The following is a 25,663-nucleotide window of genomic DNA, read 5'->3' as shown; positions in this document are numbered from 1 at the left end:
GCTTAATCATTTTTATACTGCTGTAATTTTTTCTGTAAATTGTGTTTTGCTCTAGAGATCAGCGATTCTATGGCTTTGATACTTTGTTCCATGATATCGCAAGCCTCCTCATATTTTAATCCCTGAACTTTAATTAAAGTAAAGGCAATTTTTTGTTTCTCAGGAAGTTCATTTATTGCTTTAAAAAGTATAGCTGCTCTTTCCTTATTTTCTAGCGCGATACCCGGGTGATAAAAAGCTTCTTTCTTAGGCTTCCCATCATTTGGCATCCACCAAGGCATTATCCCTTGTAATCTTTGTCTATTTTTTCTTTGCCTTAGCTTATCCAATGCTTTTCTTACCGAAATTTTATACAACCAAGTTACCAATGAACTATCCCCTTTAAATTGGGCTATGGAATGGTAAACCTGGATAAAAACTTCTTGTGCGGTATCATCAGCTTCAGCTTCGTTCTGTAAAATGTTTATAATTGTATTGTACACACGGGTGCGATGCGAATCTACCAGATAGCGATAGGCCGTTTCACTTCTCTCCCTTAATTGATGGATTAATTCGTTTTCTTCCAATACCTAGTAATCTTTAGACGATCAGGATTCTAGAATCCTTCGCTCTTAAAGATTATTATTCTAACGAATTCTGGTATGGGTTTATCGGCGAATGGGCTAGTTGTATCGATAAACTTGTGACAGTTAGTTCACTACTGGTTGTAATTAGGCTGGATCAAATCCCATAAATTACCATATAAATCTGCAAAGACAGCAACCTTGCCGTACTTTTCTAGTCTTGGAGGTCTCACTATTTTAATCTGATTCTGAACTAAATTTTGAAAATCACGGTCAAAATCAGCGGTATATAAAAATAAAAAGACCCTTCCCCCGGTTTGGTTACCTATCCTGCTCTGCTGCTCTTTGGTTTTGGCCTTCGCCAATAGGATCTTCGTGGCATTTAAATCTTTGGAGCCAATCAATACCCAACGTTTATCCTGGTCAATTACCGTATCCTCATGGAGGATAAAATTCAGTTTTTTGGTGAAAAAATCAATTGCTTCATCGTAATCCTTAACGATCAATGAAATATGTGCGATCATTATATTAATTATTGATTAAACTTTTTTGTTAATTTTCATCTTATTTTCTATCCAATCATGAAAATAAATGATCAGCGCAATTGATAGGTGATACACAGCCAGGACTTCACTTATTAAACCATTTTTATCGATTGCATGTAAATTGGCTATTCCATTAAAAATGTGGTAGCCGGCCAAAAGAAAAAGAGCAAATTTTGATTTTCCGGAAACGAAAGCAATAACAAGCAACAGTGCTATTAATCTCGCAAGTTGATAAGGCAGTCTTTGTGCTCCAACAGCATTGAAGACTAAGGTTATTAAGATAAGCTCCACAACTAAGTTAAAAATGATAGCGATGTAGAGTACCGGTCTTTCTTTCATAGTAGTAATTTCTCCATTAGCTAATCCCCAAATCACCCAATTAGCCGATTACAATTTCTTAGCTTCATTCCAATACACATCCATCTCTGCTAGGGTCATATCCTGTAACGCTTTTCCGTTTTCTTTTGCCTTACTTTCTAAGAATTGGAAACGTTTAATGAATTTCTTATTGGTTTTTTCTAATGCATTTTCTGGATTGATATCTATAAATCGGGCATAATTAACCAACGAGAAAAGGAGGTCCCCGAATTCGTTCTCTGCTTTTTCTTTATCAATAGCTATGTTTTCTGCAATATTAAATTCGGCTTTAAACTCTTGCAATTCTTCTTCAACCTTTGCCCAAACCTGTTCTTTCTCATCCCAATCAAAACCAACACCTCTGGCTTTTTCTTGGATTCTGCTGGCTTTAACCAACGCAGGCAATGATGCTGGTACCCCACCTAAAACCGATTTATTTCCTTCCTTCAACTTCAACTGTTCCCAATTTCGCTTTACATCTTCTTCATTGTTTACCTCCACATCACCGTAAACGTGAGGGTGACGGTGGATTAGCTTGTCGCAAACACTGTTCAGCACGTCTGTAATAGTAAAATCATTGGTTTCGCTCCCAATTCTTGCATAAAAAACCAGGTGCATCATTAAATCTCCCAGTTCTTTTTTTATTTCAGGCAGATCCCCCTCCAAAATTGCGTCCGAAAGCTCATAGGTTTCTTCGATGGTGAGATGCCTTAGCGTTTCCATGGTTTGTTTTTTATCCCATGGGCATTGGGTGCGGAGCGTATCTAACACCGTTAATAATCTTAAAAACGCGGTATCGGGTGTGGTAGTTGCAGGAGGTGGAATAGTTGAAGGCATATTATTTAATGATGTTAAAAGCAATAAGCATAGTGGTAATAAAAAGAACGATAAGACCGCTTAAAAACAGTATATCCGCAATACGTTCCAATCGGAAAGCCCGATTAGTTTTGTTGCGCATAGCGAGAAAAGAAAGCAAGCAACTGCTCATAAAAATAATAATTGCAAGGGCCGCACCTTCATCAATATATGATGATTCTCTAAGGTTTGAAATTTTAACGGAGGTTAAAACAATAAAGCAAAATCCTAATAAATTAGCAGATGTATTTAAAATATGTGGTGCCCTGTTCTCTCGTTCGTTACTCATTTTATTCAGCATCTTCCAGTTGGATTTTTTTGGTAATTCTATAAATTCTCCGTTTTCTTGGTGGTTTATGTCCCTCGCCTAGTAAAATGCCCCAAGGCTCTAAACCATCAACTCTTTCGAAAATTATTTTCAACATCGCTAAATAGGGGATACATAAAAACATACCCGAGATTCCCCAGACCATTTCGCCGATAATGATACCTATAAAAGCGAAAAGTGCATTAATTTTAACTTTTGAACCAACAACTAAAGGCATTAAAATATTTCCATCGATGGTATGGATTCCCACAAAAACCAAGATTACTAAAAGAGCTTTAGCCGCACCTGCCGTGGCAAAGGTTATAAGTGTACTTAGCAACAATGCGGTAGAAATCCCCAAGTAGGGGATGATGTTAAAAATGCCAGCTATTAACCCTAATAAAATAGCATATTTAACTCCCAAAATGGATAAGGTGATCATCATCAAAAGGGAAACGATCAGCATCTGCAAAAAGAGTCCGGTAATGTATTTTTTAATGATCCGCTGAATTTCCCTGGTAATATCTGACACTCTGGCTTTGTGTTCTTCGGCAAAAACAGTAGTTAAAAAGCGATATAAAATTCTCCGATAATTGAGGATGAAAAAAGTGAATAATAAGGTGAATGCCAAAAATAACAGTGTTGATGATACCGTAAGAAAGGTACTCGCTATGAGAACAGCGCTCGTTGCCAAAGAATTCTCTAGACTATCTGAAATATATGTTTTTTGCTTATCGATATTGATATGAAAGGTAGTGGCTACCCAATTTTGAATATCATGAAAAGCGGTTGTTACCTGTTTAACTAATAGTGGCCAGTCATTCAATAATTCTGTTAATTGATTTCCCAAAAAATAAAGGATGATATAAATTACTGCTATCATGCAAACTACCGCGACAATAGACGATATACTCCGTTTAAATCTTAATTTTTGCTCTAAATAGTTGGAGAAGGGGAGCAATAAAAAAGCCATCAATAAAGAGAAGAGCAATGGGGCAAATAAGCTTTTGCCTAAAATGGCCAAATAACCTATCATGATAATGGATAATAGGACCAATGCCAACTTGGCTACAAAAGGCAAGGAAATTTCTCTCATTGTAATTTTAATTAATGGTATAGTTTAACTTATTTAAAGATAACGGATTATTAGCTAATTGGCTAATTAGCTAATTTTTGACGCCCTTAATCATTTCGCGTTTTCCCGCTGCACCTGGTAGTTTTTCTATGTTTAGTCCGCAGCTTTTAAGCGCTCTTTTTAAATTCCCGGTTATGGCATAACTTACAAAGACACCGCCAACTTTAAGGAAACTACAAGCATGCGCTATCATTTCATCAGTCCACATTTCTGGTTGATGCCTAACTGAAAAAGCATCAAAATAGAGCAGGTCAAATTGTTTATCAGTCGTAAAACTGGCCAAAGTAGTAGGCATAATTTGCAGGTTGCATTGCGCTGATAACGCTTGCTCGCTTAATAGTGACTTTTCATAGCCATCGATAAAATTTTTCCAGATAGAACGGGGTACAAAATCTTGATACCCTGTGGTTTCGATCACATCCAATGGGAGAGGAAAAGCTTCTACACCCATATAATTTATAGGAACATTTAGCTCATTGGATTTTTCGTAGCTAAGAACGAAATTTAAACCTGTACCAAATCCTATTTCTAGGATACGAACTATGCTCGTTCCATTTTTATCGATTACGTATTTTAGTCCCGCATCAACAAAAACATGCCTGCTCTCTTGTAACGCACCATTTGTTGAATGATAATATTCTCCCACAGATTGGTTAAATAAAGTGTTTGATCCATCTGCGGTTGGTGTAAGGATGTTCATTTTGTAAAAATACGAAATCTATCGCTTTAACATCCTAACTTTATCCCGAAGTGATGTCTTTGGCAACAAGTCCGGCTAGCTCCGAAGCAGTTCCTATAGGATTATCGGGTAACCTTTAAACATTACAACCTTTAAACATACACCAATGGATATAGAAACTTTTAGAGAATTTTGTTTGGCCTTGCCTGGCACCACCGAGGGCATGAAGTGGGAGCATCTCTGCTTTATGGTAGAAGAGAAAATCTTTGTAATTATCGCAATAGACGATGGAAATAGTTTTTCTACTAAATGTACCCCCGAAGAATTTGATGAGCTTATAGCGAGAGATGGAATTAAACAAGCGTCTCACATGGCCAAAAAACAATGGGTTCAGATTGATAATCTGGAGATTTTGACGGATTCTGAATTAAAGAAAAGAGTGGAAACTTCGAGGAAATTGGTTTTGTCCAAGCTTCCGAAAAAGGTACAGGAAAGGTATAATGAATAAAATTAAAAAGTTAGCCACAGATTAAAAATGATTAGTTTTTTGAAATAAATATAAAAGGGTCGTTTTTTGAAATTACATGAAATACCCTAAAATCCTTTTTAATCTGTGGCTAATAATTTAATGCAGTAGGTAAATAGTCTTGCGTTTGGCGCATGGCGTTTCCAAAAGTTTTATTAAAAAACCACAGATGCGCAGATTTTGCCACCGTGAACTGCTCAAAAGGTAATCTGTGTAGATGTGGCTAATAATTTAATGCAATCAAATTATAATAGAACTTAATTAACTTGTAGTTACGAGGCTAGCTTGATAAGCTAACAAGTCTCTTTTTGCCTCGAAGTAATGTTTCAATAAAACATCTTGAAAATTTCTTAAGCTAACGAACAATATTTCTAATGCTGCATCATTATATTCATTACTGAACTCCCAAAAATAGGTGTGTTTTTCACCTACATATTGCTGTAAATTTTTTCTCACTTCATCTGTTATTAAATTTTCATAAGTGGCATCAGTTAGCATTGCAGTGATTTTTTCTTTTAATTTAATCTCTTTAGGCTCTAGGTTTAAGAGATTTGCTTTAATCGTAGCAAAAGGTGTAGTAACATGTATAAATTCAAGGCTGGTTGCAACATCATTATAACAGTTGATGTTATCCTCGAATGCCTCGTCTAATGAGGCCAAGTATTTATATTTTTCAATCCATACCGCCTCTTTCTTGGCTTTTTTTGCGATATAATTGAAATAGTTTAAAACTTCGACGTCATTTTTTGCTATTCTATCCTTGATTTCCTTTAATTCATTATCTAATTGATCAATTAATTGCCCACATGCCTCAATCGTATATTTTTTTCCATCGTAATCAAATGTTTTAATGTTATGGCCCCCTTCAGCAAGTTGTTTAAGAATTTCGATATCATTAACTATACTCGAGGATTGATAAATTAAATCCATGATTGAATCACTAAAGAGTTTATTGATGTGCAGGTCGTCAAACACTAAGGTATTATCGATATCACTTTCGACTTTGTAAATTGGATTTTTATCGTCAAAATATCCCCTATAAACCTTTGGGAAAGAGTTTTTAGCACTCTCGGCCATAAATTCTGCCATAAACTCTTCAGTAGAAATTAACTGTTCTTCGGCCTTATATCCTGCGGTAGAAAAAATTAATTTCGTCATTGCTGATTTAATTGAGGGCAAATCATCAAACAAATCGATTGCAATTCGGTGATCAATAGATACTGTTGGTATGCTAAGTTGCTTAAGTGCTGCTACCCGATCTTTAGTGCTTGGATGTGAAGACCATTGATCCTTAATTAAAAGTTTTGATTTGTTATATTTTGACAAATGCTCAATAGGTACATGGGGCAGTTGATTTTCTATTTGTAATTCTACTTCTTTAGCGAAAAAATTCATTACACAATGTTGTTGTGGATATAGATCTGTAGTTTTAACTGCACTTTCAATTTTATTGTTGTAAAACGAGAGCACTTTATCAAGTGAGAAATTTGCCAGATCGAGCCTTAATAATGAACTTATTAAAGGTTCTGAACCAGCCACATTGGCCGCAACTTCATCTGCATGGTATTCCATTTCTCTAGATAATGCCATGTAATTAAGATTGAGAATGGCATAAATTTTCTTTAAGATCCATTGGATCCCTGAAACAATAGCCAATGCCAGGCGTACAAAAAGTGTAATGATACCATGAATATTGGCTAGTTTGCTAATAAGGTTTTCGAACGAACTGTTATCATACAATATGTTGTAAATGATCTGATTTACATTGTAAACATAACTACCGACCTTCATGGTGCGTTGAGAAAAATGACCAAATTCGTGCGCTAAAATTGCTTTAAATTCCGTTACCGATACACTGTTAACCAGACCCATTCCTATTTGAAGATTTTTTTTGATCGGTAAAAACATGCTCCAAAAATTGCTGTCATAAAATACCGACGCATTTACATCTGAAGAAAGATATACTTTTTTGGGAAAGTCGGTTTGAACTTGCAGCACAGTTTCATCAATAAAGCCAAATAACTGAGGTTGATCTTTACGTTGAATTTCCATCAGGTGAGACCGATCAATCTTATGGGAAGTAAACATAAATTTGATTAGGAAAAACAAAATGAGAAAGCCAATAGAGATGATGCCTAATCCAGCAATGAGCGTGTAAAATGATGGACGGGCCGTAATGATGAAAATGCCTACATATCCACAAAGTGCGGTTAGAGCAATGGCCAACACGAATAAGATGAAATAGATAACGATAAATAGAATAATTGCCAAAATAGATCTTTTGGCCATTTTTTTGAAATTAGGCGATACTTTAGTGAGAGCGGTAGACATAAATGAGAGTGTAACTATTGGTACTATAAAACTATTATTCTGGTTCTTGATTTCCAAATCGAAAAGCAAAAAAAAAGCGCCTAGTTAAAGGCGCTTTTTTTTACCAAAGTCTAATTCTATCCTCTGGTTTTTTATATAATTTATCCCCAGGCTTCACATCAAAGGCCTGATACCACGCATCCATGTTAACAGGTGCACCAATAGTTCTATACGGACCAGGAGAATGTGGGTCGGTTTTAATCAGCTGTGCTGCGTTTTCAGGTAAGATATTACCTCTCCATACTTGTGCCCATGACAAAAAGAAACGTTGATCTGGAGTAAATCCATCAATTTTTTCATTGCTCTGTCCCTGCTTGGTCATTTTAAACGCAGTATAAGCCGCATTTAATCCACCAAGATCTCCAATGTTTTCTCCCATGGTTAATTTGCCCAATACATGGATCGTATCTACTACGGTATATGAGCTAAACTGATCTCCCAAGGCTTTTGTTTTTTCGTTAAACTTAGCTCTGTCTTCATCTGTCCACCAGTTTTTAAGATTACCGTCTTTGTCGTACTGACTTCCTGTATCATCAAATCCATGACTCATCTCGTGTCCGATAACTGCACCAATGCCACCATAGTTTATCGCATCATCAGCATTTGGATCAAAAAACGGAAATTGTAAAATTCCTGCTGGAAACACAATTTCGTTCATTGTAGGGCTGTAAGAGGCATTTACTGTTGGAGGTGTCATTCCGAAACGGGTACGATCTACTGGTTTACCTAATCTTCCGATCATTTCTTTGTATCTCCAAACATCCGCATTGCGTAGGTTTTGGAAATAAGAGTTTCTACTAATTTCTAGACCGTTATAGGTTTGCCATTTAGTGGTATAGCCTACTTTTGGTGTAAATGCATGGAGCTTTTCTAGTGCTTTTTTCTTGGTAGCTTCACTCATCCATTCTAAACCGTTTATTCTAATTTCGAATGCTTTACGTAGGTTTACAATCATTTGATCCATGCGCTCTTTTGCTTCCGGTTTAAAATATTTTGCTACGTACAGCTGTCCTAATAATTCTCCGATAGTGCCATCAGTTAAACTGCTCATGCGTTGCCAACGAGGGGTGGCAACTTTTTGCCCGGTTTGAGCCTGTGTAAAAGCGAAACTTGCATTTACAAATGGAGAGCTTAAGCTACTAGCAGCCCCTCTTAACACATTCCATTCCAAGTAACTTTTCCAATCTGCCAAACTTACGGTGTTCAGCATTCCGTCTAACGATTTGAAAAATGAAAGAGAATTTACCAGAACGGTATCCTGTCCTACAACTCCCATTTTTGGCATTAAGGCAGTCCAATTGATATTTGGTGTTACCTGGTTAAATTCTGCAACGGTTAATTTGTTGTAAGTTTTGTATTGATCACGCATTTCGATACGGCTCATCTGGGCTTCAGCAAGTGCTTTTTCTACATCAAAAACGGTTTGCGCTTTTAGTTCAGCTTCTGCTTGGCTATATCCGATCAAGGTAAAAAGCTTAACCATATACACACTGTAAGCCGCTCTGATTTTTTTACTTTGTGGATCGTCTCTTAAATAGTAATCCCGATCGCCTAAACTTGTTCCGCCTTGCGAAATGTTAACCAGGTATTTGGTTACGTTTTTTCTATCCTGGCCAACCCCAAATCCAAACATACCCCCACCTACTCCCGAAGTGCGCATGTAAGCAATATGATCCAATAAAGCTGGAACACTGTTTATTTCTTTGATTTTTGCCAAATCGGCTTTAATAGGAATATATCCCAGTTTTTCGATAGCAAGACTATCCATTGCTGCCGCATAAAAATCGCCCACACGTCTGGTAACGGTACCTGGTGCAGCACTTTTATCGGCTGCTGATTGTTCTACTAGGCTTCTTACCGCTTGGATATTAAACTCGCGAAGTTCGTTAAATGTTCCCCATCTTGTTTCTTTAGCAGGAACCGGATTGTTTTTAACCCATGTTCCGCTGGCATAACGGTAAAAATCATCACCTGGTTTTACACTAAGATCCATGTTAGCAGGATCTATATATTTTCTAGGCACACTCTGCGCATAGCTAGAAAAACTTCCCGTTGCGAGCCCGAGAATGACAAAGTAATTTGTAAGTTGTTTCAGTTTCATACTTTAAAGAAAATTAAAGATGAAAAATAGGAATTAGCTATTAAACTAAAGCAAGGTTAATAGAAATATTACTTATTAAACCAATAATAGATTTTACTTAAGCCAATTTTGCGAAAAATATCGCCATTAAATAGTGCCAGTCTGAACGATTTCATGTTTTGCATGTTTTATAGCTATTTAACATAATTTAACACCTTTTATTGTGCAAGCATCAAAAAATGATTAGTAAATAAATTAAAAATTATGTTTTGCCTCGTTGCATCAGAACGTTAACGGTTTTCGTTTAAGCATGCAATTTAACCATCAAGAAATTTAGATAGTTAAGATTAAATGGCCTTGGCCTTAACTTCTTAATGGTTCACCTTTTATGCATGGAGAACACGAACTCCCAACTCTAACTACCAACTCACTTCGCGTTCTTGGCGCCCTTTGCGGTTATTTCGCCAACTGAAAACTACCAACGGGACTTTCTCCTTTCACCTTTATTCGCTATTTTTGTGCTTTTCCAAATCCTAAATGAGTACAGCTACAACATATAATCCTGCCGAAACCGAAGATAAATGGTACAGTTACTGGCTTAGTAAGAAATTTTTTCATTCTGAGCCCGACGAGCGCGAGCCTTACACCATTGTAATTCCGCCACCTAACGTTACTGGAGTGTTGCATATGGGGCATATGCTTAACAATACCATTCAGGATGTACTGATCCGCAAAGCTCGTATGCAAGGAAAAAATGCATGTTGGGTACCTGGTACAGACCATGCTTCTATTGCAACAGAAGCAAAGGTGGTAGCCATGTTAAAAGAACGTGGAATTAATAAAAAAGACATTTCACGCGAAGAATTCTTAAAATATGCCTGGGAGTGGAAGGAGAAATACGGAGGCATCATTCTAGAACAATTAAAAAAATTGGGGGCTAGCTGCGATTGGGACCGTACCCGATTTACCATGGAAGATGATCTATCTGAAGCGGTAATCGATAGCTTCATCCATCTATATAAAAAAGGAAATATCTACCGTGGCATTCGCATGGTAAACTGGGATCCGAGCGCAAAATCAGCGGTTTCTGATGAAGAGGTAATCCGTAAAGAGGTAAACTCTAAGTTGTACTATGTTAAATATGCTATAAAAGGCATGGAGCATGGGGCGGAGAGCCACACTCCCAACTCCCAACTCTCAACTCTCAACTCTCTTACCATCGCCACCACTCGCCCAGAAACCATCATGGCGGATAGTGCGATCTGTATTAATCCCAACGATGAACGTTACTTTCATCTGCATGGAAAGAAAGTGTATGTGCCCTTAATCAATCGTGAAATCCCTATCATCCAAGATGAATATGTAACCATGGATTTTGGTACAGGTTGCTTAAAAGTTACCCCCGCCCACGACCTCAATGATTATGAACTGGGCATCAAACACCAACTTCCGGTAATCGACATTTTAAATGATGATGGAACCTTAAACGATAAGGCAGAAATACTGATTGGTGAAGACCGTTTCATCGCGCGAAAAAAAATAGCCAAAATGCTTGAAGAGGCTGGGCATTTAGAAAAAGTGGAGGATTATAAATCGCAAGTAGGTTATTCTGAGCGTACAGATGCAGTAATCGAACCCAAACTTTCCCTTCAATGGTTTTCTAAAATGGACGAGTTAGCAAAACCAGCATTGGCTGATGTATTGAATGGAGAAGTTAAATTAATTCCAGAGAAATTTATCAATACGTATCGCCACTGGATGGAAAACGTAAAAGATTGGTGCATAAGTAGGCAATTGTGGTGGGGACAACGCATTCCGGCCTGGTATTTCCAACATGAAGAACCCGTTGTGGCTAAAACCAAAGGAGAGGCAATTGAAGAACTCATTAACCGCCACCCTGATCGAAGTAAGCTTTCAGAAGAGGAAAAAGCAGGATTTAGAGCACAATGTGGACAATTTATTACTCAGGATGAAGATGTAATGGATACGTGGTTTTCGTCGTGGTTATGGCCAATTTCTGTTTTCGATGGCTTTAAAAATCCAGATAATAAGGATATTAATTATTACTATCCAACCAATGATCTAGTTACTGCCCCAGAAATTCTATTCTTTTGGGTAGCACGAATGATCATGGCCGGACATGAATTTAGAGGACAAAAACCGTTTACCAATGTTTACCTTACCGGAATCGTACGTGATAAACTGGGAAGAAAAATGTCAAAATCTTTGGGCAACTCCCCTGATCCCATTGGGCTGATCGAAAAATATGGCGCAGACGGGGTACGTGTAGGTATGTTAATGTCTTCGCCCGCTGGAAACGATTTGATGTTTGATGAAGCGTATTGCGAGCAGGGCAGAAATTTTGCCAATAAGATTTGGAATGCTTTCCGTTTGGTTAAAGGATGGGAAGTAGATGATAATTTAGCCAACCCCAACACGCAGGCGATTACGTGGTTCGATAACAGGTTTAACGAGGCATTGGCTCAGATCGAAGCTAATTTTAAGCAATACCGATTGTCTGAGGCGTTAATGGATACCTATAAATTGGTTTGGGACGATTTCTGCGCATGGTATTTAGAAATGGTAAAACCCCAATACCAACATCCAATAGATGCCGAAACGAAAAAAATAAGCATCCAGTATTTTGAGCAGATTTTACGATTGCTACATCCATTTATGCCCTTTATTACAGAAGAACTCTATCATGATGAGCTATTTGGAGAGAGAACCGAAATGGATTGCTGTATTGTAGCTTCATACCCTACAATTGGAAAAGCCGATACCAAGCTTTTAAACGAAGCGGAACAGATCAAAAATATTGTTTCTGAGATCAGGAATGTAAGAAATACGCGTCAAATTTCTCTAAAAGACTCCTTGCCTTTAGCCATTAAAATAAATTCTGATCTGGATTTCGAAAAATGGACCAACATCATTTTTAAACTGGCAAACATCAGTGAAGTGGAATTGGTTAATGATAAAATTGCCGGTGCTGCAAGCTTTATGGTAGGTAAGGATGAATTTTTTATCCTCCTAAATGAAAATATCGATCTTGACGCCGAAAGAGAACGCTTAACCAAAGAATTAGAATACCTGCAAGGATTTTTAAAATCTGTGGATACAAAATTGAGCAACGAACGCTTTGTTCAAAACGCAAAGCCAGAAATTATTGCCAACGAAAGAAATAAAAAGGCAGATGCTGAATCCAAAATCAAGATTATTACTGAGAGCTTAGAAGTGTTGGAGGGATAATGTGTAGACGGATAAAATGAACGAATTTTTTTAAAAAAAAGCGTCAGTCTTAGTTTATGAAGATTAATATTAGCGCCTAAAGCCCATCCTGCGGCCTAAAAGCAATTGACGTATTATTCCGTCCCGATAGCTATCGGGATAGCATTCACAGCCCTGATCTTTGGTTCTTTCCATCAAGGGAAAGGACGAAGCGCTCCCCGCGCAGGGGAAAAATGAACTATCTGTTTAAGTGTTTTTGTTACGAATTATTCACTTCTATTATGATGACCACAAAAGATTAATTTTTCTACATTAGGAGTACAACTTCACATGAAAATTTCAACACTATTTTTAATTGCTATTCTGTTTTTTTCTGCCTGCCAAAGCGAGCATAAGCAAACTCCTATTGCTCCAACTACTAAGAATCCGATGTTGATTACTTGTGATGGAGTGGGCGAACTGAATATTAACGATACCTATGCTGAGGTGCTTGGCAAAGCTGGAAAATCGAATGTCACCACTGATTCTGTACTAGTTGATGGTAAATTCTATAACATGTATTGTACAACCGTTTGGAAAGGTACTCCTAGAGAAATTACGATCAATTGGCAAGAAAGCAAACAGCCGTATAAAATCATCCAGAACTTTACCATAGATAATCCACATTCAACGTATGTTTTACAAAACGGAATAAGAATAGGCAGTAAACTAGCTGCAATCAATAAGTTAAATGGTAGGCCCCTAAGCTTGTACGGATTTGGCAGTAAAGATCGGGGGACGGTAGTAAGCTTCAACGGAGGAAACTTAGATGAACAAATGCCCTGTGTAAGACCAGTTTTCGGGATGGTGATAAATGCAAACGATTTTCAGAATGCAGAGCAGGCAGCTTCCGAGACCGGAATCTTACCGTCGGACCATATGTCTTTACAAAAAGTAAACCCAATTATTGTTAAATTGATTATTAATTCAAAACGTTAACGATGAAAAAAATATTCTTATATATCTCGGTAGCTTTATTATCCTGCGGAAATGAAGAACCAAAAGGTGCTAATTCAACTATTTATACTGAAAAACAAGTAAGTGATTTCATAGCCGCCTATCCTTCGTGGACTAGTGCCAATGCTGATATTACGGAGAAATTTAAACATAGAATGATTAACTTAAGTAATGAAGCTGATTTTTTAAAAGGGATGCCATTTAAACTGAAAGAGATTAAAGATTCTGTTTTTAGTGGACAATCGGTTAAAATCGCCGTGTTTAAAACCTACATCGACCCCACACGGAACGATAAATCGCTATTAAATGATCTTGACCTTCAGATTTCTGGACTCGTTTCTGACGAGCAGATAAGTAAGTTAACAATTGATCAAAAATATTACATCTCCGGCACCATGTACAAGCAGGGCAAACGCGCCACTGTTAATTTGGTTGATGCTGAGCATACAAAAACTTACCTCTTAGGAAATTACGCTTTTCAGATCACTGGATTTACTCCATTTCATAAGTAAAAAAGTTACCCAAGCTTCTGTTATTTGTAATTAAAAAGCCTTATTATTGAGTTAGGTTAATCGTTAATAAAAAGTGCCGCGTTTGGCGTTTAGCGTCTCTAACGTTCAACGCCTATCGCCCCACGCTCAACTCAAATTGCAATATGGACAATCCAAGAAGAACATTTATCAAACAATCAGCGCTGCTTGCTGCCGCAACTTACGCCGGTACACTCAGTTCGAGTGCAAAAAGCTACAATCGTATTATCGGAGCAAATGATCGGGTAAGGGTAGGAGTTGCTGCATTTTCTGATCGTTTTAGGGAAACTTTATTGCCAAGTTTCCAAAACCATTACAAAGAATTAAACTTTGATATTGTTGCACTTTCAGATCTTTGGAGCTATCGTAGAGACTTGGGTATCGCACATTTGAAAGATAAAATGGGCCACGACATTAAGGCCTGTAGAAATAATGATGAGCTGTATGCCACCAAAGATCTAGACGCTGTTATCATAAGCACAGCTGATTTTCAGCATGCGCTACACGCGATCGATGCAGTGAAAGCAGGCTGCGATGCGTATGTAGAAAAGCCATTTGCCGAAACCATGGCTGATGCTCGGGCGGCTTTTAAAGCGATAAAAGAAAGTAAAAAAATTGTTCAGATCGGTTCTCAACGAAGAAGCGGAGAGAATTATGCCACTGCGGCAAATTATATTCAAGAAGGTAAATTCGGTGCAATAACAGCAGTTGATTTGGTTTGGAACGTAAACCAGCCCGGTAGATGGAGAAGACCCGAACTGGTTGCTAAATTGAAAGAAGCAGATATCGATTGGAAACGGTTTCTGTTAAATCGCCCTGCAGATACCTTTGATCCCAGAAAATACCTCGAGTATCGCTTATTCTGGCCTTATTCATCGGGCATGCCCGGACAATGGATGTCGCACCAGATTGATACGGTTCATTGGTTTTCCAAATTGAGCCATCCACGGAGCGTAGTGGCAAACGGAGGTATTTACACCTGGAAAGATGGTCGTAAAAATTGGGATTCTATGGTAGCCGTATTTGATTATGGGCAACCCGATATGAGCGATGGTTTTCAGGTAACCTTTACCTCAAGAATGCAAAATAGTGTGGGAGATGTAGGTGAGGTATATTATTCAAATGGTGGGGAGCTAAACTTAATTACCAATAAAGTGTCGCCAAAGGGAGGTTTAAGAGAAAAAGAAGCCTCTGCAATGGGTATGAAAGCTAATCTGCTAAAAGAATTTGATCTTTCTAAAACAGAGATAAAAGTAGCTAGCGGAGCAAGCACTGGCGGCGATCCATTAACATCAGCGCACATGCGTAACTGGATGGAATGTGTACGCAGCAGACAAACCCCCAATGCACCAGTTGAAGCAGGGTATAGCCACTCCATCGCAAATATCATGACCAACGCCGCCGTACGTACTGGCGCAAAAGCAACGTTCGACGAAAAAACCCAAGAAGTGATGGCCAACGGAAAGGTCTTCAAATATTAAAGCGTAGAGCTAGAGCATGGAGCGTTAAGTCAGCTTAAACCTTACAAAATTCATTAACTCAATCATTACCTAATTACATGTTTCTAACATTCAAAAAGCTAAGTTTCTTGGTCCTCACTTTCATCATTGCTATTTCATCGGCCTATGCCCAAAAAAAAGCATTATTTGATGGTAAAACCCTGAAAGGCTGGAAAGCAGTAGCTGGAAAAGCACCATATACCATAGAAAATGGGATGATAATTGGCACCATGACAAAGAATTCGCCAAACTCATTTCTCATTACCGAAAAAGAATACGGCAATTTTATTTTGGAGTTGGACGTAAAATTAGAAGGTGCCGAAACCAATTCTGGGATCCAGACCAGAAGCCATTATGATCCGGCAGGAAATAAGGGCAGCGGAATGGTTTACGGGAGGCAAATAGAAATAGATCCCACACCGCGAGCATGGACTGGAGGCATATATGATGAAGCAAGGCGACTATGGCTTTATCCCCTGGAATTACATCCTAGCGTAAAACCATTGTATAAAGCAGAAAAATTTAACCATTATAAAATAGAATGCATTGGCAATGAAACCAAAACTTGGGTTAACGGAATCCCGGTAGCTTATGTAATCGATACCTTGGATAAAACGGGTTTTATTGGTCTACAAGTTCATGGAATTGGTAACAAAACCGCACTTGAAGGAAAAAAAGTTTATTTTAAAAATATTATTATCCAAACCGAGAACTTAAAAGCTCAGCCTTTTCCGAAATCTATTTATGTGGTAAACCTAACACCAAATTCATTATCCGCCCAAGAAAAAGCCAATGGCTATAAGCTCTTATTTGATGGAAAAAGCACTAATGGATGGGTTGGAGCTTATAAAAACGCCTTTCCGACGAAGGGATGGGAGCTAAAAGACGGAATTCTAAGTGTTTTGCCTAGTAATGGATCAGAATCAACCAATGGAGGGGATATTGTAACCAAAGAGCAATTTGCTGCGTTCGACCTTTCTTTTGAGTTTAAATTAACTGAAGGGGCTAATAGCGGGGTCAAATATTTTGTGACTCTAACTGAGCAGAATGAAGGCTCGGCCATCGGACTTGAATATCAGGTGTTGGATGATGAAAAACACCCTGATGCAAAATTAGGTAGAGATGGAAACCGAACATTAGCCTCCCTTTATGATCTGATGACCTCCAATAAGATATTAGGTTGTTTAAGGCCGATTGGAACTTGGAATAGGGGAAGGATAATTGTTTATCCGAACAATAAAGTAGAGCATTATTTAAATGGGATCAAGGTATTGGAATATCAACGTGGAGATGAAGAATTTAGGAAATTGGTAGCAATTAGCAAATACAAGAAATGGCCTAATTTTGGAGAAGCGGCAAAAGGGCACCTTTTGTTACAAGATCATGGGAATAGTGTGAGTTATAGATCCATAAAAATCAAAACATTATAATGCACCGTCGTTCCTTTGTTAAAAAATCAGCTTTGCTCGGCACTAGCCTTTTAATGGCTGATGGCCTATTGGCAGCTACAGCTCAAAGACCTATTCAAATTGCCATGATCGGTTGTGGTGATAGAGGTAATGGGGTCTTATCCGTAATCATGAAAATGCCCGAGCAATTTACTATTGTGGCTTATTGTGATGTGCTCGACTTTAGGTTAGAAGCAACCAAAAAGTATGTTCCAGCCACTGCCACGGCACAAAAAGACTATCGCAAGGTACTGGATAACAAAAATATAGAAGCAGTATTTATCGCTACTCCCTTGAGCGAACATTTTCACATCGCAAAAGATGCAGTGCTTGCTGGCAAACATGTGTATGTAGAAAAAACCATGACCTATAACATCGCCCAAGCCTTAGCGCTGCGGAAATTGGTAACTCAATATCCAAAACAGGTGTTTCAGGTAGGGTACCAATACCGGTATTCACCTTTATACTTTAAGGTGAAAGAAATGATCCAAAGTGGTTACATTGGGAAGGTTTCTCAAATTGATTGCCGTTGGGATAGGAACGGAAATTGGCGCAGACCAGTACCTGATCCAAGTCTCGAACGCCAAATTAATTGGCGGATGTATAAAGAATATTCTGGCGGATTAGCGGCAGAACTGCTATCCCACCAGATAGATTTTATCAATTGGGCATTCGAAACCCAACCCGATGAGATTTTCGGTACAGGAGGCATCGATATCTTTAAGGATGGAAGAGAAACCTATGATAATATCCAGGCTACTTTACGCTATAAAAATGCAGGTATGATTGGCAATTTCGGCGCAACCTGTGGCAATGCCCATGATGGCTACTTGTTTAAAATTAAAGGGACAAAAGGAAGTGTAACCCTGTTGCCAGATACTGGGATTTTTTATCCAGAAAAAGAACGAGCCAAAGAACTGGGAATCGTGGATGGTGTAACTGGCGCAACCAAAATCGTAGTGAATACCGATGGAGGCATCCCGATTTTAAATCAGCCAACCCTAGATGGAACCATTTATGCACTAAACGAATTTTATAAATCAATAGTTGAAGGTAAAACACCTGTATCAAATATCAATACGGGCACCCAGGCCGCCATTTGTGTAGGAATGTGCAATGAAGCTATTTACACGGGCCAACGTCAGTTTTGGAAAAAGGAATACAGTTAAGTTTAGAGGGACGCAAAAAAATCACCACCTCAGAGCATGTTGAAAATGTAGCGCCCGCAACCTAGGTGCATTAGGTGGTGAAAAAATTAACCACTGGTGAAACTTAAAGATCCTTATAAAATGGCAACTCCTCTACAAACGAGAACTTCGCATTTTCATGATCAATCTTTGCGTAATAGTGTTGCAAACCATTGGTAACAGCCAGCCATGGGGCCTTATAAACCGAATTATATCGCGCAGCCTGATCAAAGGTAGCTTGGGTGATAGCAACCGAGGGAGCTTTACATTCGATCACCATTATTTTTTCGCCAAAATTGGTATACACTAAAATATCGCTTCTCTTTCGGGTTTGGTTTAAACTTAGTCCACCTTCAATTTTTAATAAACTAGCTGGAAATTTTTTTTCGTTGATCAAATACCGAACGAAATGCTGCCGCACCCATTCCTCAGGGGTTAGCACCAGATGCTTCTTCCTGATCTCGTCGAAAATGAGATACAGGCCATCCCTCTGGGTGATTTTGAAAGGATGAGTAGGTAGATTTAAGGGAGTGGGATTAAACATTTAGCGGGCGAATAGCGTTTGGCGTTAAGCGAGAGTTTATTTTCAAAGTTAATATTTGTGGATAAACTCCTGCAAAAAATCGTAATTCGTAGATCGGTAAATCGTAATTTTACGGTAATGAGTGCTGTAGACATTATCAGAGATTTAAAAGCAAGAAGATTTAAACCTCTTTATTTATTGCAAGGCGAAGAGCCTTATTACATTGATCAAGTAGTTGATTACATGGAAAACCACGTGCTGAACGATGGCGAAAGAGGCTTTAACCAAACGGTACTGTATGGCAAAGATACCGACATGGGTACTATTTTAAATGCCGCAAAGCGATACCCAATGATGTCTGAGTACCAGTTGATTATTGTAAAGGAAGCTCAAGATCTGAAATGGGCAAAAGAAACCGAAGGTACGGGAAAAGAAGCTGAAGTAATACTTAACTATTTCGAGAAACCTTTGCCTAGCACAATTCTGGTGTTAGCGTATAAGTATGCAAATTTCGATAAGCGTAAAAAAATTTACAAGGCAATTAATAAAAATGGTGTAGTGTTCCAATCAGATCCGGTACGGGATTATAAATTGATGCCATGGATCGAAGAGCATATCAAAGAAAAAGGGTATAAAATTGCCCCACAGGCGGCTGCATTAATGGCCGAATACTTAGGAACAGACCTATCAAAAATTGCCAACGAAGTTGAAAAATTATGTCTAAACATAAGTAGGGATAAAACAATCCAAACCGATGATATCCAAAAAAATATTGGCATCAGCAAAGAATACAATGTATTTGAACTACAGAAGGCGCTCGCAACACGAAATATATTTAAGTGCAACCAAATTGTAAATTACTTTGCCGATAATCCAAAGGCAAACCCTATGGTGATGGTAATGGCCAATTTGAACGTCTATTTCACTAAAATACTAAAGTATCATTACCTACCAAACAAAAATGATGCAGCTAAAGAACTGGGTGTAAGTCCTTACTTTATTAAAGATTATGAAATGGCCGCACGTACATTTACCGATGCCAAAATATTTGGTATCATCAGCCTCCTGCGAGAGTACGACCTTAAAAGCAAGGGTTTGGATAGTACCGGGAATACCACAGATGGGGAGCTTTTAAAGGAAATGCTTTTTAAAATGATGCACTAGAGTGAATGTAAGATGGAGTAGGGAAGATGGGTGAAGGAGGCTCACTAGCACTCCACGTAAAATTGGCTCAGCGTTAATCGGAGTAATCTTATAAATTGTTGTAATCATCCGCGGAGCGAAAAGGTAGTCGAAAAGTCGGAAACTTGAACTAGTAGAGTAAGTAATACAAATCGGTGCAATCTCTCCATCGGTGTAATCACCCGCGAAGCGAATCGTTGTAATCATCCGCTACGCGAAAATAACCAGTTAACCAATTAAACAATGCTTAAAGGCCTCAGAACGATCGTCTACCATGTAAAGGATCTAACACTAGCTAAAGAATGGTATGCCAATGTGTTTGGTATTACACCTTATTTCGACCAACCATTTTATGTGGGTTATAACGTAGGTGGTTTTGAGCTAGGTCTCGATCCGGATCCAACCAATTTTACCGATGGAAACCATAGTGTTACCTATTGGGGAGTTGAAGATATTGATGCTTGCTTTAAAAAAATAAAAGAATTAAACGTTCAAATCCATGAAGCGCCTAAAAATGTTGGCGGTGCAATTTGGGTAGGCAGTATTTACGATCCCTTTGGTAACGTGATTGGAATGATCGAAAATCCGGAGTTCGCCTCCTAAATATAAGATGTGACATGGAAGATGGAGGAGGGAAGATGGAAGATGGAGGAGGGAAGATGGAAGATGTAAGATGGAAGATGGGAGAGGGAAAATGGAAGGGAGATTGTACACTTCCAATTACACTCAGGGTGCTCTATTTCGCGATAGAAAACTGGTGTTGAGGTTATTTCGATGCTGCAGACAATAAGCCCAGCGTGACGATCGTCATAGCGCCAATAAGCGAGACACCTCCAATTAAAAAATAATGCCCTGTAGTACGTCTACTTTTTGTTTTGTAATAGGCATTGGTCCGATACGCATCAACATATGCGGAATCTCTTAAGAGCGAGGGATTGCTCACATTCAATTCACTGGGCTTAAAATAATCAGAGTAACTGGTATACTTATACTTTCTAAAAGTACTGAGCTCTGGATTTTTAAGCTTAAATAATTTTTTGACGTCTTTTTTAGCGATTGTTATTACAGAATCTTTGTGGATGCTTTGTGCCATTAGGCTCGTTGAAATGCAAAAGATAAGTAGAATGCTCAGTATCAGTGATTTTATCATAAATAAAAATATTATTTTACGATTATAAGTTCAGAATTATAGGTGTTTTTTTTATCCGTATTTAAATAACTTGTGGTGAAATAAGAGTTGCTAGTAGTTTTGGTAATCTTTACGATCATCGTGGCATCTTTAGGCATATCAGGGTTTTTCTTCCGCGTGATTAAATCAGGGGTCAACGTGTAGGTGCAGTCATCAATCCACTTCACAGTAAAGGATAAGGTAGGTGTTTTGGAGCCATTTACAAATTCGTCCTGCACATTTCCTTGGCGTTTTATTATCGCCGTATTGCTTTTCCCGTGCTTGCCTGGCAAACCCGCATACTTCATTTTAAATGTACCATTTCTAAATCTTTTGCAATCCGGGATTTGTGCTTCTACTAGGGCGAAACAGGAAATAAATGCAATACAAACCATTAATTTTTTCATCTCTCCTTAGTTTATCAATTTTATAAGCTCGATTTCCATAGTTTCCTTATTGAAATTAGTCGACATTGATAAAACATTAATTTTTTGGTCGTTTTACAATCCTTATCGAAAAAGAGCGTTAGCTAAATTAATTTAATTCCGTTAATTTTTTTTATAATCGCTATAAAATATTCTTTTAGAAAATTTCATATTTTTGAACCAACAAATATAACTCCATGAATCATTGGCTAGTCAAGTCAGAACCATTTAAATACAGTTGGGAACAATTTAATAAAGAAGGGCGTACCCATTGGGATGGTGTCCGTAATTATCAGGCTCGCAATAATCTGAGAGAAATGAAGGAGGGCGACCTGGTGCTGTGGTACCATAGTAACGAGGGCAAAAATGTGGTAGGTATTGCTAAGGTTGTTAAAGAAGCCTATCAAGACCCCACCACTAGTGATCCTAATTGGGTGGTGGTAGATTTAGAGCCCGTTCAATCTTTAGATAATTCTGTTACTTTAGAGCAGATTAAAGCCGAGCCTAGTTTAAAAGATATTGGGTTGGTAAGACAGGGCAGATTGTCTGTGGTAGGAATAAAGGCAGCCGAATTTGACAAGATTTTGGAGATGGGCAGCAAATGAAATTTTTAGTCTTGTTTTTCTTTTCCCTTTTTTCCTTTAATCAAGTTAAAGCCCAACTTGATGTGGAAGTGAAAGTAACCTCAACTAGATACGCTCCGGTTGTTGGTCAATTGAAGAAAGTATCTTCAGAAGGGATTGCGGTTGAGGATTATTTCGGAAACTACCTCATTTACAAGCCTAACGAAATTAAGAAGGTCAAGATAAGAAAACGAGGAATAACCATTCTTGAAGGTTTAGGTGGCGGATCGCTGGGGGGATTAGCGATTGGGGGTGCTCTTGCGGCTCTAGATAAGGAAGGAAGGGCGGATAATGAGATGTTGAAAATAACAGCATTGTTAACCGGAGTGGGGGCGGTTGGAGGTACGCTAGTTGGTGTGATTTCGCAAATAGTAAACACAAAATATACGCTGATTGTAAATGAAGAGGAAGATAATTTCAAGAAAGGTTATAAAAACCTGGAGAAGTATGTAAATACTTCGGTGAGAGAGCATGTGAATTAGGTTTATTTATTTTATTTTTTGCTGAGTTTCTCTACCAGTTGGAGTCTCCAGATGCCGAAGAATAATAAGTAAGATTAAACCACCTAGAAATACATAATGAATATATTAGCTGGGTATGAATTTTAACCATCTTAGACATCTAAGAACAGCTAAGCTTTCTGCACCAATTAGGCTCTGAAAGATATCCCCATTACGCTATCTCTTTGCGGAGTAGAATTAGAGGCAAAAGAAACATTTCAAAATCTGCGCATCTGTGGCAATAAAAATCTCCTTCAATCTGTGGCTAAAATTTTGCTATCAGCTGGTGTCTCCACCTGGCGAAGAAAATCTGCCCATTTGATGTTAAATCGGTAAACAAAAAAGGCGCCCCTTATGAAGAGCGCCTTTAAGATTAATAGGGATGATTAATCTTTCTTCGAATCCAAAGCGGCTTCAATGCGATCAGACAAATCCATTAAATGATATTTGCTCAGCACATCAGTTTGTGAAGCTGCGGCAGATTTAATGTCGTTATTCAACTCTTTCAGTTCACCTTTTACTACCGAAAGCACATCACTCTGTGACGCTCTTAAACCTGGCGAAGGGTTACCTCCACCGGTTTGTACCGGTAATTGGGATGCAGGTGCTGGTTTTAAGATTGAAATCAAACCGTCAACGTATGCTTTCTGTAAATTACGACGATATACATCAATAGACTGATTACCTTTCAATTCAGTAAAAATAGATGCGTTTAGATCATTAAATAGATCAGTTACTTTATAGGCTGTTGCCCCATCAGATGCTTCTGCAGCTATCAGATTATTTAAGGTATTGGTACTTGTTATGCGGTATAAGGTAAAAGCCTGCAACCTTGAAACAATATCTAAGGGGTTTTGATCTATATTATCTAAAATCTGTTGGTTTAACAACCATTTAGGCGTAGTAAAAAGTTGTCTGTTTAAGAAATCCATCGCTTCTTTTTGTGTTGCTGCGGGCGTACGCTCATAAACTGGACCTGATTGTTCAACCGTTTTAGGGTTTTCATATATACCACCAATATTCTTGGCCACATGTCCCATATATCGTCCAAACTGCGAGGTAAGCTGATTGTACATATTCGCTAAATTTCTATATCCTTCATTTTCTTCTTTTGTCCATACAGGCAAGCTGGCCAAGATCATTTTTAGATTTTTGATACCATACTCACTTGCTAACATGGCATTATCGCCCAAATCTTCATTTTGCGAATGAGGATCATCGGGATTTAATTCGGTTCCGAACCATAGGCGTCTGTTCTTTGCCGATTCTATCGCCATCTTATTCAGCCTTGCAACTTCTTCTCCTGGTGTACGGGTATCGTCAAAATATTTGTAGCCCCATTCGATGGCCCATTTATCATAATCTCCAATCCGTGGATATAGTCCTTTTTTACCAATATTATCTTCGGGCTGCGCCACATAATTGAAACGGGCATAATCCATAATCGATGGGGTATGTCCATTTTCTTCCACCCATTTTTTGTTTCTTAGATTTTCTACGGGAACAGTAGAACTGGATCCATAATTATGCATTAGGCCTAATGTATGTCCAACTTCATGTGAAGAGACGAAACGGATCAGATCACCCATCAGTTCATCACTAAATACCATGTTGCGTGCTCTAGGATCAACTGCGGCAGTTTGGATCATATACCAATCGTGCACTAATTTCTGCACGTTATGAAACCAATTGATATGGCTTTCCATGATCTCTCCACTTCGGGGATCAGAAATACTCGGGCCACTAGCGTTCGCTATTTCAGAAGGTTTATAAACAATGGCCGAGTGGCGTGCATCATCAATGCTCCATGTCGAATCCTGTGCAAAGGTGGGTGCTTCTTTGGCAACAATTGCATTCTTAAAACCTGCTTTTTCAAAGGCCTTCGCCCAATCATCAACTCCTGCTTTTAAGTAAGGGATCCATTTCTTTGGCGTAGCCGGATCGATATAATAAACGATCTGTTTTTTAGGCTCCACCAGTTCGCCCCTTTTATATTTTGCCATATCTTCAGGCTTCGGCTCTAATCTCCAACGTTTGATCAATGCTATTTCTTTAACTCCTTGAGGATTTAAATCAAAATCAGTATAACCTACATTGAAATAGCCAATTCTTGGATCAGTGTAACGGCCTTTCATGGGTATTTTGGGCAAAATTACTAAGGATGTATTCAATTCTAAGGTTGCAGCACCAGAAGCACCTCCTGAGGCAGTTGGAAGACCGGGAACTCCAAATCCAGAAGGCAATAAGGTATATGTTTTAACCGTACTGATTTCTACATTCAACGGAAAGCTTCTCACGTTTTGGATATAGCTGCGATCAGGCAGTTGTGCGCCTAATTTTAAGCGTGCTTTTGCTGTAGGTTCTCCGAAATAAAAGATATCATTATCGCTGTTTATATAATCCGTAACATCAATTACACTTCCTTTTTTATCGGTGGCATAAGCGGCTATATTAAATGCGGCGGCGATAGGTTGGATGCTCGAATTTTTTAAGGATTGATACATCGAAGTGGTGCTATCTGGACTAAAAGTCTTAAAGCTCACCTTCCGCATAAAAATCCGGTTGTTCGGGCCCTTTTCGAAGCGGATTACCGTACTTCCAATTACATCACCGGCATAACCTTGAGAGGCACGAACGTCTGTTCCAGATTTGGAAATGCGACTAACTACTAAAATATCCCTTCCTAAGGTTGTATCGGCAATTTCGAAATAAAATTTATCTTCTAATTTGTGGGTAGTGATCATACCTTTTCGCGTAAGTGCTTTATCGGTAATCACGGTATTATAGGGTTTTGGAGTAGCCCTAGAAGTTACACCTGGTATTCCTACCCTTTTAGTGGTATCTGTAGTTCCTCCGGTAACCGGTCTAACTTGAGCTTGTGCCATACTTATTGCACCAACTGCCAATAGGAGGGTCAGTAATTTGTTTTTCATAATT

25 protein-coding genes are annotated in these 25,663 nt (G+C 38.4%); 12 read left to right on the top strand and 13 right to left on the bottom strand.

Annotated elements, in window-relative coordinates; all coding sequences use genetic code 11:
* Positions 1-2 precede the first annotated feature (2 nt).
* From AC6H0V_RS09295 to mnmC2, 7 genes are all read right to left on the bottom strand, one after another.
* Entirely contained in the window at positions 3-566 is a 564-nt protein-coding gene (locus AC6H0V_RS09295) for an RNA polymerase sigma factor (RefSeq protein WP_497559913.1), read from the bottom strand.
* Between the two features lie 131 nt (positions 567-697).
* Positions 698-1,087, bottom strand: coding sequence for a VOC family protein (locus AC6H0V_RS09290; protein ID WP_497559912.1), 390 nt, complete (start codon positions 1,085-1,087; stop codon positions 698-700).
* Between the two features lie 15 nt (positions 1,088-1,102).
* Positions 1,103-1,447, bottom strand: a complete 345-nt coding sequence (locus AC6H0V_RS09285; RefSeq protein ID WP_497559911.1) for a hypothetical protein — start codon at positions 1,445-1,447, stop codon at positions 1,103-1,105.
* A 48-nt stretch (positions 1,448-1,495) separates the two neighbouring features.
* Positions 1,496-2,302: a nucleoside triphosphate pyrophosphohydrolase gene (gene mazG, locus AC6H0V_RS09280; protein WP_497559910.1), complete on the bottom strand. Its 807-nt coding sequence runs from the start codon at positions 2,300-2,302 to the stop codon at positions 1,496-1,498.
* A gap of 1 nt (position 2,303) precedes the next feature.
* A complete protein-coding gene (locus AC6H0V_RS09275) occupies positions 2,304-2,609 on the bottom strand; it encodes a hypothetical protein (protein ID WP_497559909.1) in 306 nt (101 codons plus the stop codon).
* A 1-nt stretch (position 2,610) separates the two neighbouring features.
* Positions 2,611-3,723: an AI-2E family transporter gene (locus tag AC6H0V_RS09270; protein WP_497559908.1), complete on the bottom strand. Its 1,113-nt coding sequence runs from the start codon at positions 3,721-3,723 to the stop codon at positions 2,611-2,613.
* Between the two features lie 70 nt (positions 3,724-3,793).
* Positions 3,794-4,462, bottom strand: a complete 669-nt coding sequence (mnmC2, locus tag AC6H0V_RS09265; RefSeq protein WP_497559907.1) for a tRNA (5-methylaminomethyl-2-thiouridine)(34)-methyltransferase MnmC2 — start codon at positions 4,460-4,462, stop codon at positions 3,794-3,796.
* 145 nt (positions 4,463-4,607) lie between these two features.
* Here mnmC2 and AC6H0V_RS09260 point away from each other — a divergent pair, with 145 nt between their 5' ends.
* Positions 4,608-4,949 (top strand): MmcQ/YjbR family DNA-binding protein, encoded by a 342-nt coding sequence (locus AC6H0V_RS09260; RefSeq protein ID WP_497559906.1) that lies wholly within the window; start codon positions 4,608-4,610, stop codon positions 4,947-4,949.
* Between the two features lie 279 nt (positions 4,950-5,228).
* Here the strand turns inward: AC6H0V_RS09260 and AC6H0V_RS09255 are convergent, their stop codons facing one another.
* Together AC6H0V_RS09255 and AC6H0V_RS09250 are read right to left on the bottom strand one after the other, a co-directional pair.
* On the bottom strand, positions 5,229-7,298 hold the full coding sequence (locus AC6H0V_RS09255) for a M48 family metalloprotease (RefSeq protein ID WP_497559905.1): 2,070 nt from the start codon (positions 7,296-7,298) through the stop codon (positions 5,229-5,231).
* Positions 7,299-7,398: 100 nt separating this feature from the next.
* Entirely contained in the window at positions 7,399-9,438 is a 2,040-nt protein-coding gene (locus AC6H0V_RS09250; protein WP_497559904.1) for a M13 family metallopeptidase, read from the bottom strand.
* Between the two features lie 516 nt (positions 9,439-9,954).
* Between AC6H0V_RS09250 and AC6H0V_RS09245 the strand changes: the two genes are divergently transcribed.
* The 6 genes from AC6H0V_RS09245 to AC6H0V_RS09220 all read left to right on the top strand — a co-directional run bounded on the left by AC6H0V_RS09245 (position 9,955) and on the right by AC6H0V_RS09220 (position 18,287).
* Complete coding sequence (locus AC6H0V_RS09245; protein WP_497559903.1) at positions 9,955-12,666, top strand: valine--tRNA ligase; 2,712 nt, start codon at positions 9,955-9,957, stop codon at positions 12,664-12,666.
* 309 nt (positions 12,667-12,975) lie between these two features.
* Positions 12,976-13,623, top strand: coding sequence for a hypothetical protein (locus AC6H0V_RS09240; RefSeq protein WP_497559902.1), 648 nt, complete (start codon positions 12,976-12,978; stop codon positions 13,621-13,623).
* A gap of 2 nt (positions 13,624-13,625) precedes the next feature.
* Entirely contained in the window at positions 13,626-14,153 is a 528-nt protein-coding gene (locus tag AC6H0V_RS09235) for a hypothetical protein (RefSeq protein WP_497559901.1), read from the top strand.
* Between the two features lie 143 nt (positions 14,154-14,296).
* Entirely contained in the window at positions 14,297-15,652 is a 1,356-nt protein-coding gene (locus AC6H0V_RS09230) for a Gfo/Idh/MocA family protein (protein ID WP_497559900.1), read from the top strand.
* A 77-nt stretch (positions 15,653-15,729) separates the two neighbouring features.
* Complete coding sequence (locus AC6H0V_RS09225) at positions 15,730-17,100, top strand: 3-keto-disaccharide hydrolase (protein WP_497559899.1); 1,371 nt, start codon at positions 15,730-15,732, stop codon at positions 17,098-17,100.
* Positions 17,100-18,287: a Gfo/Idh/MocA family protein gene (locus AC6H0V_RS09220; RefSeq protein WP_497559898.1), complete on the top strand. Its 1,188-nt coding sequence runs from the start codon at positions 17,100-17,102 to the stop codon at positions 18,285-18,287. Before AC6H0V_RS09225 ends, AC6H0V_RS09220 begins: the two co-directional genes overlap by 1 nt.
* A gap of 103 nt (positions 18,288-18,390) precedes the next feature.
* Here AC6H0V_RS09220 and AC6H0V_RS09215 read toward each other — a convergent pair whose 3' ends face one another.
* Entirely contained in the window at positions 18,391-18,849 is a 459-nt protein-coding gene (locus tag AC6H0V_RS09215) for a type I restriction enzyme HsdR N-terminal domain-containing protein (RefSeq protein WP_497559897.1), read from the bottom strand.
* Positions 18,850-18,966: 117 nt separating this feature from the next.
* Here AC6H0V_RS09215 and holA point away from each other — a divergent pair, with 117 nt between their 5' ends.
* From holA to AC6H0V_RS09200, 3 genes are all read left to right on the top strand, one after another.
* Positions 18,967-19,992 (top strand): DNA polymerase III subunit delta, encoded by a 1,026-nt coding sequence (gene holA, locus AC6H0V_RS09210; protein WP_497563372.1) that lies wholly within the window; start codon positions 18,967-18,969, stop codon positions 19,990-19,992.
* Between the two features lie 261 nt (positions 19,993-20,253).
* The gene (locus AC6H0V_RS09205; protein WP_497559896.1) at positions 20,254-20,613 is read left to right on the top strand and encodes a VOC family protein; all 360 of its coding nucleotides are present in this window, start codon (positions 20,254-20,256) and stop codon (positions 20,611-20,613) included.
* A gap of 14 nt (positions 20,614-20,627) precedes the next feature.
* A complete protein-coding gene (locus AC6H0V_RS09200) occupies positions 20,628-20,774 on the top strand; it encodes a hypothetical protein (protein ID WP_497559895.1) in 147 nt (48 codons plus the stop codon).
* A gap of 2 nt (positions 20,775-20,776) precedes the next feature.
* Here AC6H0V_RS09200 and AC6H0V_RS09195 read toward each other — a convergent pair whose 3' ends face one another.
* Both AC6H0V_RS09195 and AC6H0V_RS09190 read right to left on the bottom strand, forming a co-directional pair.
* Positions 20,777-21,103, bottom strand: coding sequence for a hypothetical protein (locus AC6H0V_RS09195; RefSeq protein WP_497559894.1), 327 nt, complete (start codon positions 21,101-21,103; stop codon positions 20,777-20,779).
* Between the two features lie 68 nt (positions 21,104-21,171).
* Positions 21,172-21,585, bottom strand: coding sequence for a hypothetical protein (locus tag AC6H0V_RS09190; RefSeq protein ID WP_497559893.1), 414 nt, complete (start codon positions 21,583-21,585; stop codon positions 21,172-21,174).
* A gap of 215 nt (positions 21,586-21,800) precedes the next feature.
* On the opposite strand from AC6H0V_RS09190, the gene AC6H0V_RS09185 reads away from it, so the two are divergent.
* Together AC6H0V_RS09185 and AC6H0V_RS09180 are read left to right on the top strand one after the other, a co-directional pair.
* A complete protein-coding gene (locus tag AC6H0V_RS09185) occupies positions 21,801-22,208 on the top strand; it encodes an EVE domain-containing protein (protein WP_497559892.1) in 408 nt (135 codons plus the stop codon).
* Positions 22,205-22,708, top strand: coding sequence for a hypothetical protein (locus AC6H0V_RS09180; RefSeq protein ID WP_497559891.1), 504 nt, complete (start codon positions 22,205-22,207; stop codon positions 22,706-22,708). Before AC6H0V_RS09185 ends, AC6H0V_RS09180 begins: the two co-directional genes overlap by 4 nt.
* A 404-nt stretch (positions 22,709-23,112) precedes the next feature.
* Here AC6H0V_RS09180 and AC6H0V_RS09175 read toward each other — a convergent pair whose 3' ends face one another.
* Positions 23,113-25,659, bottom strand: coding sequence for a zinc-dependent metalloprotease (locus AC6H0V_RS09175; protein WP_497559890.1), 2,547 nt, complete (start codon positions 25,657-25,659; stop codon positions 23,113-23,115).
* Between the last annotated feature and the right edge of the window lie 4 nt (positions 25,660-25,663).

The organism is Pedobacter sp. NO84 (assembly GCF_059703915.1).
This window is presented reverse-complemented; position numbering and strand designations above follow the sequence as displayed.